The sequence below is a fragment of the Falsiroseomonas sp. HC035 genome (assembly GCF_050563525.1).
Taxonomy (GTDB): Bacteria; Pseudomonadota; Alphaproteobacteria; order Acetobacterales; family Acetobacteraceae; genus Falsiroseomonas.
The window spans coordinates 309,678-323,420 of the sequence record NZ_JBNXUN010000004.1; the positions used below are offsets into that span (position 1 = coordinate 309,678).

Here is a 13,743-nt window from a genome sequence, read left to right on the forward strand (position 1 = left end):
AGGGTAAGGGCCCGATATGCTACAACGCGGCGGGTCGGGACATGGCGGCCCCGTCCCCGCAATCTGGCGCGGCCCCCGCCATCCGGCAACCGCGCCGCCGCCAAATCAAGCCGATTGGATCAGGCGGCCTCGGCGTCCGAGCCCGGATCACGCCGGGGCTTCGGCACGCTCAGCAGCATGAAGGCAGGCACCGTGTCGCCGAAGCCACGCGGCGAAGGCCCGGCCTCCCGGTCCTCCCGCTTCTCGCGCCGGAACTCCTCGCGCCGCGCCTCGAAGGATTGCGGCGCCTCCCGTTCCGGTCGCGCATCGCGGCGCGGTGCGGAATCCCGTGGCGGACGCGCATCCTCCCGCGGCGGGCGTGCCTCGTCGCGCGGCGGCCGGGCGTCGCGCCTCGGCCGATCCTCCCGCACACGCTCCGGCCGCGGCGCTTCCTCGGCCCGCGCCTCAGGACGCACCTCGGGGCGTGGCTCCGGCCGATCCCGGCGCGGTCCGTCGCCCGCACCGCGGCGCGGCCGCTCGTCCCGCCCACCGCGGCCCCGCCCGGCGTCTCGGCCCGACTCGCGCGCACCACCCGGGGCCGGCCGGCCGCCGCGCCCGCGCTTGGCCTTGGCGCCTTCCTCGATCTCGGCCGCCGTCACCGGCTCTAGCCCCTCGATCTCCATGCGCGGGATCGGCTTGCCGGTCAGCCGCTCGATCGCCGCGACAGACTTCGCATCCTCCGGCGCCGCCAGCGAATACGCCTTGCCTTCGCGCCCGGCACGGCCGGTGCGGCCGATGCGGTGGACGTAGTCCTCCGCATGGAACGGCACGTCGAAGTTGAACACATGGCTCAACCCGCCGATGTCGAGGCCGCGTGCCGCCACGTCGCTGCACACCAGCAGCTGGATCTCGTTCGCCTTGAAGCGGTTCAGCGTCGCGAAACGCATCGACTGCTCGAGGTCGCCATGCAGCGCACCGACTGAGAAACCATGCCGCTTCAGCGACTTATACAGGATGTCGACGTCGATCTTGCGGTTGCAGAAGATCAGCGCGTTCTGCACGTCCTCCTTGTTCAGGAGCTTCCGCAGCGCATCCCGCTTCTCCGCGTCCCGCACCCAGACCAGCCCCGTGGTGATGGTGCTGGCGACGGTGGCGGGGGCCGAGACCGTGATCTCGCGCGGGTTCTGCAGGAAGGCGTCCGCCAGGCGCCGGATCTCCGGCGCCATGGTGGCGGAGAAGAACAACGTCTGCCGCATCCGCGGCAGCATGGACACGATGCGCTCCACATCGGGGATGAACCCCATGTCAAGCATGCGGTCGGCCTCGTCGATAACCAGCACCTTGCAGTCGGCCAGCAGGATGCGCCCGCGATCGAACAGGTCCAGCAGCCGGCCTGGCGTCGCGATCAGCACGTCCACGCCCTTCTCGAGCACGTCGCGCTGGTCGTTCATGCTCTCGCCGCCGATCAGCAGCGCGTGCGTCAGGTTCAGGTGCTTGCCGTACTTCACGAAGTTCTCGGCGACCTGCAGCGCCAGTTCCCGCGTCGGCTCCAGGATCAGGGATCGCGGCATGCGCGCCTTGGCCCGCGAGCCCGCCAGGATGTCCAGCATCGGCAGGGTGAAGCCGGCGGTCTTGCCGGTGCCGGTCTGCGCGCAGCCCAGCACGTCCCGGCCCATCAGGACGATTGGGATCGCCTGTTCCTGGATCGGCGTCGGGTACAGGTAGCCGGATTCGGTCACCGCCCGCAGGATCGGCTCGGACAGGCCAAGATCGGCGAAGGTGGTGCGCGGCGGTTCCTCCGCGGCCCAGCTCTCGGCCTCCTCCTGCGCGTCGGCCTCGGCATCGGCCTCCGCCTCGGTCTGCTCGGCGGGCGCCTCCACGGCTTCCGCCGCGACAGCCGGTTCGGCCTCGGCGACCGGCTCAGCCTGGGCGACCGGCTCAGCCTGGGCGACCGGCTCCTCGACCGGAGCCTCGGCCACCGCAGCCTCCTCGGCCACCGGCATCTCCGCCTGTGCTGCCGCGATCGCTTCGGTCACCGGCGCGCCTTCGGCCACGGCCGCGGCGGCCGCGGCCTTCGCCGCACGCGCGGCGAGTGTCTTCGCGCTGGGCGCGCGCTTCTTGCGGATGGGCGCCGCCTCGGCGGAAGCCTCCGTCTTCGTCTCCGGCACCTGGCCTGGACCCTCGGCCCGTGCGGCGTCGGTCTCGTCTGTCTCGGCCGCGCGCGGGGCGGTCGCGTCGCTATGATCGCTCAACGTGTATGGTTCTCTGCTGGATCGGACCTGCCCGCCACCTTGGCGGATCCGGGCAGGGCCAGGACACGTACTCGGCGGGGCGCCCCACTGGCGCAACGAAAGGCGCCTGGCGGAACCGGGCGGGATGCAGCGCATATGCGCCGCAATGGCCCGGAAATCAAGGCAAGACGCTGGACGCCCGGCAGATCCGGCCATTAAGTCCAGGCCGATCCGGCCATAGGACCAGCACATGCCAGCCCCGCCCGTCCTGCTTCTGCTGCCCGGCCTGCTCTGCGATGACCGCCTCTGGCGTGACCAGACGGAGGCGTTGGGCGTCACCACGCGCTGCATCGTCGCGGACCTGACGCAGGATGACAATCTCGCGTCGATGGCCGCCCGCGCCCTGGATGCCGTGCCGGCCGACGCCGCCATTTCGCTGATCGGCCTGTCCATGGGCGGCTATGTCGCGCTGGAAATCCTGCGCCAAGCCCCCGCCCGTATCGCTCGCCTGGCGCTGATGGACACCTCCGCCCGTGCCGATACCCCGGAACAGTCGCGCCGCCGCCGCGGCCTTCTGTCGCTGTCCAACTCCGGCCAGTTCCGCGGCGTCACGCCCCGCCTGCTGCCGCAACTGCTGCACCCCTCCCGCCTCGATGGCCCACTCGGCGAGGAGGTTCGCGCCATGGCGGACCGCGTTGGCCGCGACGCCTTCCAGCGCCAGCAGCGTGCCATCCTCGCCCGCCCCGACAGCCGCCCCGGCCTTGCCGCCATCCGCATCCCGACCCTGGTCGCGGTGGGCGAGCACGACATCCTGACCCCGCCGGACCTCGCCGAGGAAATGGCGGCGCTGATCCCCGGCGCCACGCTCGCCCGCATTCCCGACGCCGCCCACCTGCCGCCGATGGAAACGCCGGAGGCGGTGCTGCGCCTGCTCCAGACCTGGCTTGCGGATGGCGCCACGCCGCCGCACCCTGCCGCCAGCTGAGGATATGGAACGATGGCCGAGACCGACATCCTGGTGACGCGCGAAACCAAGCGCTCCTTCGGCCTCGCGCGCGGCACCATGGCCATCCTGATGCTTGGCCTGCCCTTCCTCGGCCGCCAGCGCATCCGCGTGACGACGGAGCGCGTGATCGTCGAGGAAGGCTTCTGGACCAAGACCCGCGACGACGTGGAGGTCTTCCGTATCCGCGACGTCGTCTCCAAGCAGGCCTTCTGGCACCGCCTGCTCGGCATCGGCGACGTCATCATCAAGGCGACCGAGGGCCGCACCGACGAATCCCACGTCCTGCGCGGCGTGCCCGACCCGGTCGCGGTCAGCGAGGCGATCCGCACCGCCTGGAACGCCAGCGCCCGCCCCCGCACCTCCACCAACCTGGATTGAGGGCCTGGTTCGAGAGACGGGGGCAGGGCGTCCCCTCACACCACCTGGTTGACCAGCGCTTCCCCGGCCCGCAGACGCGGCAGGTTCGCCTCCAGCAGGTCCAGCACATTGCCCTCATAGGCCCGTGTCTCGCCGCCGGTGTGCGGCGTGATGAACACGTTGGGCATTGCCCACAGTGGGCTGGCGCCGGCCAGCGGCTCCTCCGCCGTCACATCCAGCGCCGCCTGGCCGACCTGGCCGCTTGCCAGCGCCGAGACCAGCGCCGCCTCGTCGCACACCGCGCCGCGCGCCACGTTCACCAGCGTCGCCCCCGGCTTCATCGCGGCGAACTCGGTCGAGCCCATCAGGCCCCGCGTCTCAGGCGTCAATGCACAGGTCAGCGCGACAATGTCCGCACGCGGCAACTGCGCGTGCAGCTCGCCCATGCCGTGGACCTCGTCGGCACCCTCGCTGCCCTTGGCGGGGTCCTGCCGCAGCCCGACCACCTTCATGTCGAAGGCCTTCGCCAGCCGCGCCAGCCGACCGCCGATCCGCCCGATGCCGACCACCAGCAGCGTCTTGCCGCCGAGTTCATCCTCGCGCTGCGTCAGGTCGCCGATCATGCCGCGCCAGTGCCGCTTCTGCTGGTTGTCGCGCGCCTCCGCCAGCCGCCGCGTCACCGCCAGGATCAGCGACATCGCGTGTTCCGACACGGCATTCGCATTGGCGCCCTGCGCCGAGGCCAGCCTGATGCCCGCGCCGCGCAGCACGTCCTTGTCGTACTGGTCGACGCCGGCGCTGATGGACTGGATGAACTTCAGCCGTGGTGCCCGCGCGGCCAGGTGGTTGCGCCACATGCCGGAGACCAGGAGCACATCCGCCTCGCCGATGCGGGCTTCAAGCTCCTCCAGGCTGCGCACCTCGAAATGCGCCAGCTTGCCGCCGCGCTGCGTGTAGCGCTCGGCGAAACGGTAGGCGACATGGGCGAAGCAGAGGGTCAGCTTGTCATCCGGCGGCAGCATCGGCGTTCTCCTGCGAAGGCCGCGACAAAACCCCCGCCGCGCCCGCCGCGCAACCCCGCCTTCTACCCGCGCGCCGCGACCGCCCGTGCCAGCCGGTCGAACTCCGCGATGCTGAGCGTCTCCGCCCGCCGGTCACCGGCGATGCCGGCCGCGTCCAGCAGCGCCTCCGCATTGCCGAGTTGCTTCAGCGCGCCGCGCAGCATCTTCCGGCGCTGCCCGAAGGCGGCGGCAGTGGTGCGTTCCATCGCCGCGAACAGCTCCGGCCCCGGATCCACCGCATGCGGCACCAGCCCGACTACCGCGGAATACACCTTGGGCGGCGGCGTGAAGGCGCCCGGCGGCAGGCTCAGCAACAGGTCGGCCCGGCACCGCCACTGTGCCAGCACGCCAAGCCGGCCATAGGCGTCGCTGCCCGGCGCGGCGCAGATGCGCTCGGCGACTTCCTGCTGGAACATCAGGGTCATGCCCTCGATGCGCGCGGCCTGCCGCAGCCAGCCCACCAGCAGCGGCGTCGCCACGTTGTAGGGCAGGTTGGCGATGATGCGCCGTGGCGCCGGCATTTCCTCGAGCGGGTCGAAATCCATTGCATCCGCCTCCCGCGCCGAAAGGCGTCCCGGGAAGTGCTGCGCCAGCTCCGCCAGCACGGCGATCGCCCGCCGGTCCAGCTCAACCGCCAGGACGGAGCTCGCCGGCGTCGCAAGCAGCGCCCGCGTCAGCCCTCCGGGGCCGGGGCCGACCTCCAGCACATGCCGCCCCGTCAGGTCGCCCGCCAGCGCCGCGATCCGGGCGCAGATGGCGGGGTCGAGCAGGAAGTGCTGGCCAAGCGATTTCCGGGCATCCAGCCCGAAGCGCGCAACGGTGTCGCGCAGCGACAGCAGGGGCGGAAGGGTGGCTTCCGTCGCGGTGTCCGCGCCCTCAGCTTCCGTGGCGCTCACGCCCTCAGCTTCGCATCTCGATCTGCGCCCGGCGCCGCAGCTCGCGCTGCAACTGGCGGGACAGCAGCTCCGCCCGGTCGCGCACCAGCTGCTGGCGCGCCGCATCCGGCGTCAGCTCCGCCTGGTTCCGCGTCTCCCGCGAGCAAACCATGATGACGGCGACGCCATCGGGGGCGATCACCGGCTGGCTGGCGCGGCCCGGCTGCAGCCCCGCAATCAGCTGGCGCAGCGGTGGCGGCTGGACGGATTCAAGCCGCACCTCGCCCGGGTCCGGATCGCGGCCACTGCCGCCGGCCCGTGCCGCGGCTTCCACCGCCTCGCAGCTGCGCGCCGAATTCGCCAGCGCGCGGGCGCGCTCCACCGTCTGGATCTGCTGCTGGGTCGGATTGTTGGGGTCCAGCGTGCCGGAGAAGGGGAAGAACGCCTGGCGCAGCGACAGCACCGTCGCCATGTCGCGCCCCACCTCGCGCCGTTGCCGCAGCGCCACGATCTGGAAGCCGCCTGGCACGCGGATGGCGTTGGACACCGCGCCCGGCGGCATCTGCGTCACGATCTTCGCCACTTCCGGGTCCAGCGCCTCCGAGCCCACCCAGCCGAGGTCACCGCCCTGCAAGGCGGTCTGCGCCTGGCTGAACTGCGTCGCCGCCACCGGGAAGGGCACGCCGCGGCGCAGCTGGCTCACCACCTCGTCCACGAAGCCGCGCACTTCGGGTTCTTCCGAGGGGTCGTCCACCGGGATGAAGATCTCGCTGACCAGGAATTCCGGCTGGCCGGTTCGGGCGCGCTGGCCGGCGATCACCTCCGCCACCGCAGCCTCGGTCGGCTCAGCCTGCGGGCCGAGCAGCTGGCGGATCAGTCGCGCCCAGCCGATCTGCACGCGCAGCTGGTCGTACAGCACCCGCGGCTCCACCCCGGCGCGGCGAAGTTGCGCCACAAGGGCGCCGGCCGGCAGGCCGTTGCGACGCTCCAGTTCCTGCACCGCCTGGGCGATGTCGGCATCCGCGACCGGGATACGCCGGCGCTGCACTTCCTGGACGCGAAGGCGTTCATCAACCAGCAGGCGGGTGACCTGTGGCGTCAGCCGTTGCAGCACCTCCGGCGTCACGTTCAGCCCGGCATTCAGCGCGAACAGCCGGCGGCGTCCGTCGACATCGGCGCGGGTCACGATGTCGCCGTTGATGACGGCGACGATGCTGTTGACCTGGGCGCCATCCGCCGCAAGCGGCGCACGCTGGGCCTGAGCTTGGGCCACTCCCGGCAAGGTCAGGACCGAGAAGGCGGAGAACAGCAGCAGGGCAGGACGGTTGAGGCGCATGGCGCTTTCCTAGATCAATCCCGGGTCAGGCGAAATCACCTGGACATGCGGATTCACGTCACGGCGCGGAAGGTTCCTCACAGGGCGCGCAGCCCGAAGTCGCCCACCGTCTTCAGCCCGACCCGGAACAGCAGCAGCGTGCCGGAGGCATATTCGGACCGGGTTGCCGGATCCTCCGCCCATTGCCGCACGAAGCGCGTCTCGAAAATCAGGCACTCGTCTTCATAGGTCAGGGAGGCCTGCGCCGCCACCGGCCGGTCGAGCGCGACGTCGTAGCGCCCGAACAACCCGACGCGCCAGTAGTCGCCGACCCGGAAGCTGGCGCCGGCCGAGACTTCCTCGCGCTTGCGGGTGGTCACGTTGGCTTGTGGCTCGGTCTGCAGGTAGCCGCCGGTCAGGGTGAAGCGTCCCGCGTAGAAGTTGGCGGTGCCATCCCACAGCCGGCCCTCGCCGGTCTCGCGGTCCAGCCGCGCCCGGCCGACCAGCTCGAACCACGGCACCGGCGCCAGGCGCACCCGGCCGACCCAGTCGGAAGAGCGATTTTCCAGCCCGGTGCCCTCGGCAAAGGTCTCGTCCGTCGCCAGCCGGACGGATCGCCCGGCCAGGCCCTCGATCTGCCCGCCATTCGGGAACAGCCAGGCAGCGCGCAGCGCCGCATCGGCGCGGGTGCCGCCTTCGAAGCGATCGCGGCCGCCGAAGCGGTTCAGGCTGAACAGGTTGGAGTCGGTGAATTCGAAATCCAGGCTGTCCTCGTTGGGATAGCGGTCCTGCGAGCCGGTGGAGGGTCCGGTCACCAGCTGCACCCGCGGCTCGATCAGCTGCGCGCCATATTCGCCCGCGCTGCGGATGAACGGCATGCGCCAATCCACCGCGCTGCGGATGTGGCCGCGGCCGAAGAACCCGTCGCCGCCGGCATCGCCGAAGGTCGGCGCCAGGGCCAGGCCATCGACCCATCCGCCCACCACATCCGCATGGGTCCGGAAGGTCCAGATGTCACCCATCGCACCGGTGAGCGGCAGCTCGTAGGTGGCGCGGCTGCCGAGGCGCCTGGTGTCCGTGCCCGCGGTGCGGAACAGGCTGTAGGCGGAGGCATCCACCGTGAAGCGGCCGCCCAGCCCGTCATTCGGGAAGACGTAGTCGGCATAGCCACGCGGCAGGACCAGCGGCGTCTGCGAGTTGACGTCCTGTGAATCGAAGCCTTGGTAGACCGTCGAATCCAGCCGCGCATAACCCTCCGCGCCCCAGAAGCCCTCCAGGTAGGCCGTGGTGGTCAGCACGCGCGGCGAGCCGTAGCGCCAGGCGCGCATGTACTCGAGCGAGGAGGCCCGGTTCAGCGCGAACCCGGCGCGCCAGTTCTCATCCAGCGCGAAGCGGCCGCGGGCGAAGATGTGGCCGCCCGTGCCATCGGATTGCGTATCGTCGAGCCGCCCGAGCGAGCCCTCCACCGCGATCTCGCCACTGTTGAACCGGCGCCGGTAGGCGCCGCCGAGATTAGGCACCTGGCTGGAGGAGGCGGTGACGCTGATCGTGGCGTCGGAGCTTTCGTCGATCGCCCAGTAATAGGGGATCTCGGCGAAAACGCCGAGGAACTCGCTGGTGCCGACGGTGGGCGACAGGAAGCCGGAGGCGCGTGGCGCATCCGGCGAGGCATGGCTGAAATACGGCGTGTACAGTAGCGGCACCCCACCGAACTCGACCGAGGCATCGCGATAGCGCACCCGCTGTTCCGGCCCGTCCAGCGTCGCGATGCGTGCGCGCAACTGCCACAGCGGCGGCCGCGTCGGGTCCTCCGGGCACAGGTCGCAGGAGGAATAGACCACGCGCGCCAGGTCGGTGACGGTGCCGCCGGTGCGCCGGGCGCCGGCCGCGGCCAGCCGCGCATTGGCGGCCAGCAGGCCGCGCAGGCCCTCCAGCGCCGCATCGCGCATGCCATCCGTCAGCTCCGCCCGGTCGACGAACAGCGTCTGCCCATCGGGCTCGATCAGCGCGACGTTGCCGGTGGCGGTGGCGACCCCGGTGGTGCGGTTGTAGGTGAATTCGTCGGCGCGCAGCACGCGGTCGCCCTGCCAGGCTTCCACCCGGCCGCGGGCGGTGACGGTGTTGGTGGTCTGGTCATACTCCACCTCCTCCGCCGTGAAGGTCACCGGACCCTCGGTCGTGGCGCGGTTCTCCAGCCCGCCGAGGCCCGGCTGCGCGCCAGGGTGGGTGGGATGCAGCACCAGGGCCAGCGCCGCCAGCGCCAGCACCGCCGCCAGCCCGGGGCGGGAACGGCCGCCCGCCGGCGGTTTGGGCAGCCGGGGCGCCACGGCTTCAATGCCGGGCCGCAGCACCGGCGGCAGCTTGCGCGGCCGGGGATGCCCCTCGATCGCCGGCAAGTTCACCGCCGGCCCGTTGATGGGGGGCATCAGCCATCCTCCAGATGCAGCAGCAGGGCCAGCGCCAGCAGCAGCCCGGCCAGTGTCGGCGCCCAGGCCGCGAGCAGGACGGGCAGGGAGCCCGCCTCGCCCATCTCGTTGCTCACCTTGTCCAGCACGAACAGCGCGAAGCCGGCCGCGACGCCGCCACCGATCATTTGCGCGACACCGCCGCGCCGGGTCTGCCGCATGGAGAACCCCGCCGCCAGAAGCGCCATCCCCAGCGCCAGCGCCGGCAGGGCCAGCAGGCTCTGGAACTGGATGCGGTGCCGCACGGCGGAGAAGCCCGCCGCCTCCAGCACTGCGATGAAGCCGGGCAGGGCCCAGAAATCCAACGTTTCCGGGGAGGCGAAGCTGTCCTGGATGCGGTCGGGGGTCAGTTCGGTCGGCAGCGCGATCCGCGCCGGGGGTGCCGCCATCCGGTCCGCCCCGAAGCTCACCGCCGCCTCCATCACCCAGGCGCCGTCGGACAGGCGGGCGGAGGGCGCCTCGATCCGCGCCAGCGGCCGGTCATCGGCCGAAAGCCGCCATATGGTGACCTCCTGCAACTCGAAGCGCGGCCCGCTGCCGGAGGGCACCGCCGTCATCGCCACCGGCCGGCCCGAGATGATGGCCACCCCCTGCGGATCCAGCGCCCGGTCCGATTGCCGCAGCCACAGCCGCCCACCCGCCAGCGACGTCAACCCGCCCCCAGTGCGGAGAAAATTCTGGTCCATCCGCTCCGCCCGCGCCAGCAGCGCGGAGGAGATCGGCGAGATGCCGAAGGTGCCCAGCATGCCGAGCAGCACCGCCACCACCAGTGGCCCGGTCAGGAAGCCCCAGGCGGAGATTCCAGCCGCCCGCGCCACGATCAGCTCTGAACTGCGCGTCAGCCGCCAGAAGGCGATGATGCCGCCGAGCAGGATGGCGAAGGGCAGGATCTGCAGCGCCACGAAGGGCAGCCGCATCGCCGCGATCTCCAGCGGGATCTCGAACCCCACCCCTGGCCGCGTCGCCGCCCGGCGTAGCAATTCGATGAAGTCGAACAGCGCCACCAGCCCGATCAGCGCCGCCATCACCAGCAGCGTGGCGCCGAGGAAGCCGCGCGCGACATAGCCGGTCAGCGTGGGAGTCAGCACCATGGCTCAGCCGCTCGCCATCGGCTGCCCGGGCGGCATCACATGCCGCCGGAAGCGCGGCATCCCGGGCGCACCGACCAGCCACCAGAAGGCCAGCGCCCCCGGCACCGTCGCGTGCACCCAGATCAGCCAGGTGAAGGCGTTGTCCCGCGTCGCCAGGTTGCCGATGGTCAGCCCGACCGCCAGCAGCGCCACCACCAGCCCGACCCCCACCGCCAGCCGCAGCCCGCCGCCATGCCGCCGGAACTGCCCGGTCAACGCCACTGCCATGCCGACCAGCGCATAGGTCAGCGCGGTCAACGGTGCCGCCAGGCGCTGGTGCGCCTCCCCCACGAAGCGGGCGATTTCCCGTGGCCGCAACTGTTCCGCTGGGTCCGGGTGCAGCAATTCCTGCACGCCGCGTTCGCGCGAATCGCGGAAGCGCACTTCCTCCTGCCGCGTTGCGCGGGCCAGGTCGACGCTGTTCTCGTTGAAGCTGAGCACCGAAAGCCGCATCGTCGGCTCCGTGCCGGGCGGCGATCCGGCCGGCGGCGGCACCCGTTCCATCTGCTGCCGCACGCCCTTCAGCAGCGTCACGCGCGGGCCGAAGGGGCCGTTGGTGATGCGGCCTTCCTCCGCCAGGATCGTCGCCGGCGCGCCGGCCTCCCGCGCATCATGCACCAGGATCCCGCGCAGCGTGCCGTCGCGGTCGCGCAGCCGGGCATAGACCGTCAGGTCGCCACCGACCGAGGAAAACACGCCCTCCTGCACCAGGATCGCCGCCATCTCGTTGCGGATCTCATACTGCCAGATGCGGAAGGCGGTGTGCGACATCGGCACCAGCCACAGGTTGAGCACGTAGCCGAGCGCGACGGAGGCGAAGGCCAGCAGCAGCGCCGGCCGCCCGAGCCGCAACTGGGACAGCCCGGCGGCGCGCATCACCACCAGCTCCCGGTCCGAATTCATCCGGACATAGATGAACAGCACCACCACGAAGGTCGTGATCGGCAGGATCACCGCGATGAAGCCCGGCAGCATCAGCCCGGTGAGCTGCACGAAGACTGCCAGCGACAGGCCGCGGTCCAGCACCAGCTCAATGAAGCGGAGCGACTGGGTCAGCCAGACCAGCGCCGCCAACCCGAAGGTGACGGCGAGCAGCCCTCCCACCAGCTGGCGCAGGATGTAGCGGTCGATGCGGTTCATCCGGCCCCTTCTACCAGCCCGAAGGCCCCGCCTGCAAAGCGGCGGCCGCGTGCTTCTGCCGGCGTCACGACCCTGTCCCCAGGAAGCGCACGATGACCGAGGCCGGCACCAGCCGGGTGCGCGGCGGCCTGTCGCCATCCTCGTCCCGGTGGCTCACCAGCCCCGCCAGGCAGCCAGACGCCGCTTCGAACACCGCGCCGCCCGACTCGCCCTGGTTCAGCGTCTCCGGGATCTCGAGGTATCCGCCGAAGCGCGGATCGGCATCGCGGACCAGCGGCAGCAGCCGGGTGCGGAGGCTGCGCTGCGGCGTCACCAGCAACGCCGGCGAGTCCGGCCGCGGCGCCCCGGCGCAGGGCACGGCCACCCCCAGGCTGGGCAGCGTTCGCGCCGGCCGCAGCAGCGCCACATCCTCCCCGCCCAGGTAGCGCTGGCCGATGCCCCGGTCCACCCGGTCCTGCCCGGCGCGGACCAGCAGCGCCGGCGCCACCGACCCCGCGACCGAGATCGCCAGCGGCCCGGCGCCGGCCGGGCACACGCCGCGCAGCCGCTGCACGGAGCCATCCACCACATGCGCCGCCGTCACGAAGCGCCCGCCGCCGAGATGGATCGCCGCCCCGGTCGCCCGGCAGCGCGCCGATTCGCCCGACGCCACCTGCGCCACGGCGGTCGCGGCCGTCAGCGCGGGGTCCGCCACGCGCGGCGCCGCCGGCGTGCAGCCCGTAACCGCCAGACCCAGCGCGACAGCCAGCCGGAAAATTAACGAAACACCTTGCCCGGATTCATCAGCCCGGCCGGGTCCAGCGCCGCCTTGATGCGCCGCATCGTGTCGAGCTCCGCGCCGCCGCGCCAATCCGGCATCATGTCCGTCTTCAGCCGGCCGACGCCGTGTTCGGCGCTGAAGCTGCCATCCATCTCCCGCACCACCTCGTTCACGCACTCCATGATGTCGTGGCCACGGGCGAGGAAGGCGGCAGGGTCCATGCCCTCCGGCTGTTCCAGATTCATATGGATGTTGCCGTCGCCGATATGCCCGAACGGCACCGGCCGGCTGCCCGGAATCAGCGCCACCAGCGCCGCCGAGCATCGCCGGATCATCTCCGGCACGCGGGAGACGGGCACGGAGACATCGGACTTCACCGAGGCGCCCTCGCGCTTCTGCGCCTCCGGATGCTCCTCCCGGATCTTCCACAGTTTTTGAGCCTGCGCCTCGCTCTCGGCGAGCACGGCGTCCAGCACCTCGCCCGCCTCCATCGCCTCGCCCAGCAGGGTCTCCGCCATGTCGCGCAGCCCGGCATCGGGGCGGGGGGAGGCGAGGTCCACCAGCACGTAGTGATCGGCCCGCGCGGAAACCGGCAGCGTCACGCCCTCGATGTGCCGGATGCAGAAATCGACGCCGGTGCCGGACATGTATTCGAAGGCGCGCACCGCACTTTCGTCGCGGTCGCGGAAGCGCCGGAACAGCGCCAGCGCCGCATCCTCGTCCGCCACCGCGCAGAAGGCGAGTGCCGTATCCCGCGGCCGGGGGAACATCCGCAGCACGGCGGCGGTGATGAAGCCGAGCGTGCCCTCCGCCCCGGTGAACAGGTGGCGCAGCGCGTAGCCTGTGTTGTCCTTGCGCAGCCGCCGCAGCCCGTCCCAGACCTGCCCGTCCGGCAGCACCACCTCCAGCCCCAGCATCAATTCGCGGGCGTTGCCGTAGCGCACCGTGGTGTTGCCGCCGGCATTGGTGGACAGCACGCCGCCGATGGTGGCCGTGCCTTCGGCGCCGAGACTCAGCGGGAACAGGGTGCCCGCGGCGGCGGCGGCATCCTGCGCCGCCTTCAGCACCACGCCGGCCTCCGCCGTCATCGTCATGTCCACCGGGTCGATGGCGCGGATGCGGTTCAGCCGTGCCAGGCTGACCACCACCTGCCGTCCCGATTCATCCGGCGTGGCGCCGCCGACCATGGAGGTATTGCCGCCCTGCGGCACCATCGGCACGCCGGCCGCGGCACATAGCTTCACCGCCGCCGCCAGTTCCGCCACATCCGCCGGCCGCAGCACGCAGGGCGTGGCGCCGCGGTACAGGTCGCGCCAGTCGGACAGGTAGGGCGCCAGATCCTCCGGCGCCGTCAGCAGGCCGCGCGGCCCGAGCAGCGCCGCCAGCGCATCCATCAACCCGGAGGGAGGCATCATCTGATCCGG

General features: G+C 71.7%; 11 protein-coding genes. 2 read left to right on the plus strand and 9 right to left on the minus strand.

Going from position 1 to position 13,743, the window contains the following annotated elements; translation table 11 throughout:
• Positions 1-119 precede the first annotated feature (119 nt).
• Positions 120-1,982 (minus strand): DEAD/DEAH box helicase, encoded by a 1,863-nt coding sequence (locus tag ACLF3G_RS11725; RefSeq protein WP_430669688.1) that lies wholly within the window; start codon positions 1,980-1,982, stop codon positions 120-122.
• A gap of 478 nt (positions 1,983-2,460) precedes the next feature.
• Between ACLF3G_RS11725 and ACLF3G_RS11730 the strand changes: the two genes are divergently transcribed.
• Together ACLF3G_RS11730 and ACLF3G_RS11735 are read left to right on the plus strand one after the other, a co-directional pair.
• The gene (locus ACLF3G_RS11730) at positions 2,461-3,195 is read left to right on the plus strand and encodes an alpha/beta fold hydrolase (RefSeq protein ID WP_430669552.1); all 735 of its coding nucleotides are present in this window, start codon (positions 2,461-2,463) and stop codon (positions 3,193-3,195) included.
• A 12-nt stretch (positions 3,196-3,207) separates the two neighbouring features.
• On the plus strand, positions 3,208-3,594 hold the full coding sequence (locus tag ACLF3G_RS11735; protein ID WP_430669553.1) for a PH domain-containing protein: 387 nt from the start codon (positions 3,208-3,210) through the stop codon (positions 3,592-3,594).
• Positions 3,595-3,629: 35 nt separating this feature from the next.
• On the opposite strand, the gene ACLF3G_RS11740 is transcribed toward ACLF3G_RS11735, so the two are convergent.
• The 8 genes from ACLF3G_RS11740 to ACLF3G_RS11775 form a co-directional block, all read right to left on the minus strand.
• Positions 3,630-4,595 carry a D-2-hydroxyacid dehydrogenase gene (locus ACLF3G_RS11740; protein WP_430669554.1) on the minus strand — a complete coding sequence of 322 codons (966 nt, stop codon included), beginning with the start codon at positions 4,593-4,595 and terminating at the stop codon, positions 3,630-3,632.
• A 62-nt stretch (positions 4,596-4,657) separates the two neighbouring features.
• The gene (gene rsmA, locus ACLF3G_RS11745; protein WP_430669555.1) at positions 4,658-5,530 is read right to left on the minus strand and encodes a 16S rRNA (adenine(1518)-N(6)/adenine(1519)-N(6))-dimethyltransferase RsmA; all 873 of its coding nucleotides are present in this window, start codon (positions 5,528-5,530) and stop codon (positions 4,658-4,660) included.
• A 4-nt stretch (positions 5,531-5,534) separates the two neighbouring features.
• Complete coding sequence (locus ACLF3G_RS11750; RefSeq protein WP_430669556.1) at positions 5,535-6,845, minus strand: peptidylprolyl isomerase; 1,311 nt, start codon at positions 6,843-6,845, stop codon at positions 5,535-5,537.
• Between the two features lie 77 nt (positions 6,846-6,922).
• Complete coding sequence (locus tag ACLF3G_RS11755) at positions 6,923-9,250, minus strand: LPS-assembly protein LptD (RefSeq protein ID WP_430669557.1); 2,328 nt, start codon at positions 9,248-9,250, stop codon at positions 6,923-6,925.
• Positions 9,250-10,380 (minus strand): LPS export ABC transporter permease LptG, encoded by a 1,131-nt coding sequence (lptG, locus tag ACLF3G_RS11760; RefSeq protein ID WP_430669558.1) that lies wholly within the window; start codon positions 10,378-10,380, stop codon positions 9,250-9,252. Before lptG ends, ACLF3G_RS11755 begins: the two co-directional genes overlap by 1 nt.
• Positions 10,381-10,383: 3 nt before the next feature.
• Positions 10,384-11,559, minus strand: coding sequence for an LptF/LptG family permease (locus ACLF3G_RS11765; protein WP_430669559.1), 1,176 nt, complete (start codon positions 11,557-11,559; stop codon positions 10,384-10,386).
• 64 nt (positions 11,560-11,623) lie between these two features.
• A complete protein-coding gene (locus tag ACLF3G_RS11770; protein WP_430669560.1) occupies positions 11,624-12,253 on the minus strand; it encodes a hypothetical protein in 630 nt (209 codons plus the stop codon).
• 62 nt (positions 12,254-12,315) lie between these two features.
• Positions 12,316-13,731 (minus strand): FAD-binding oxidoreductase, encoded by a 1,416-nt coding sequence (locus tag ACLF3G_RS11775; RefSeq protein WP_430669689.1) that lies wholly within the window; start codon positions 13,729-13,731, stop codon positions 12,316-12,318.
• Positions 13,732-13,743: the final 12 nt, after the last annotated feature.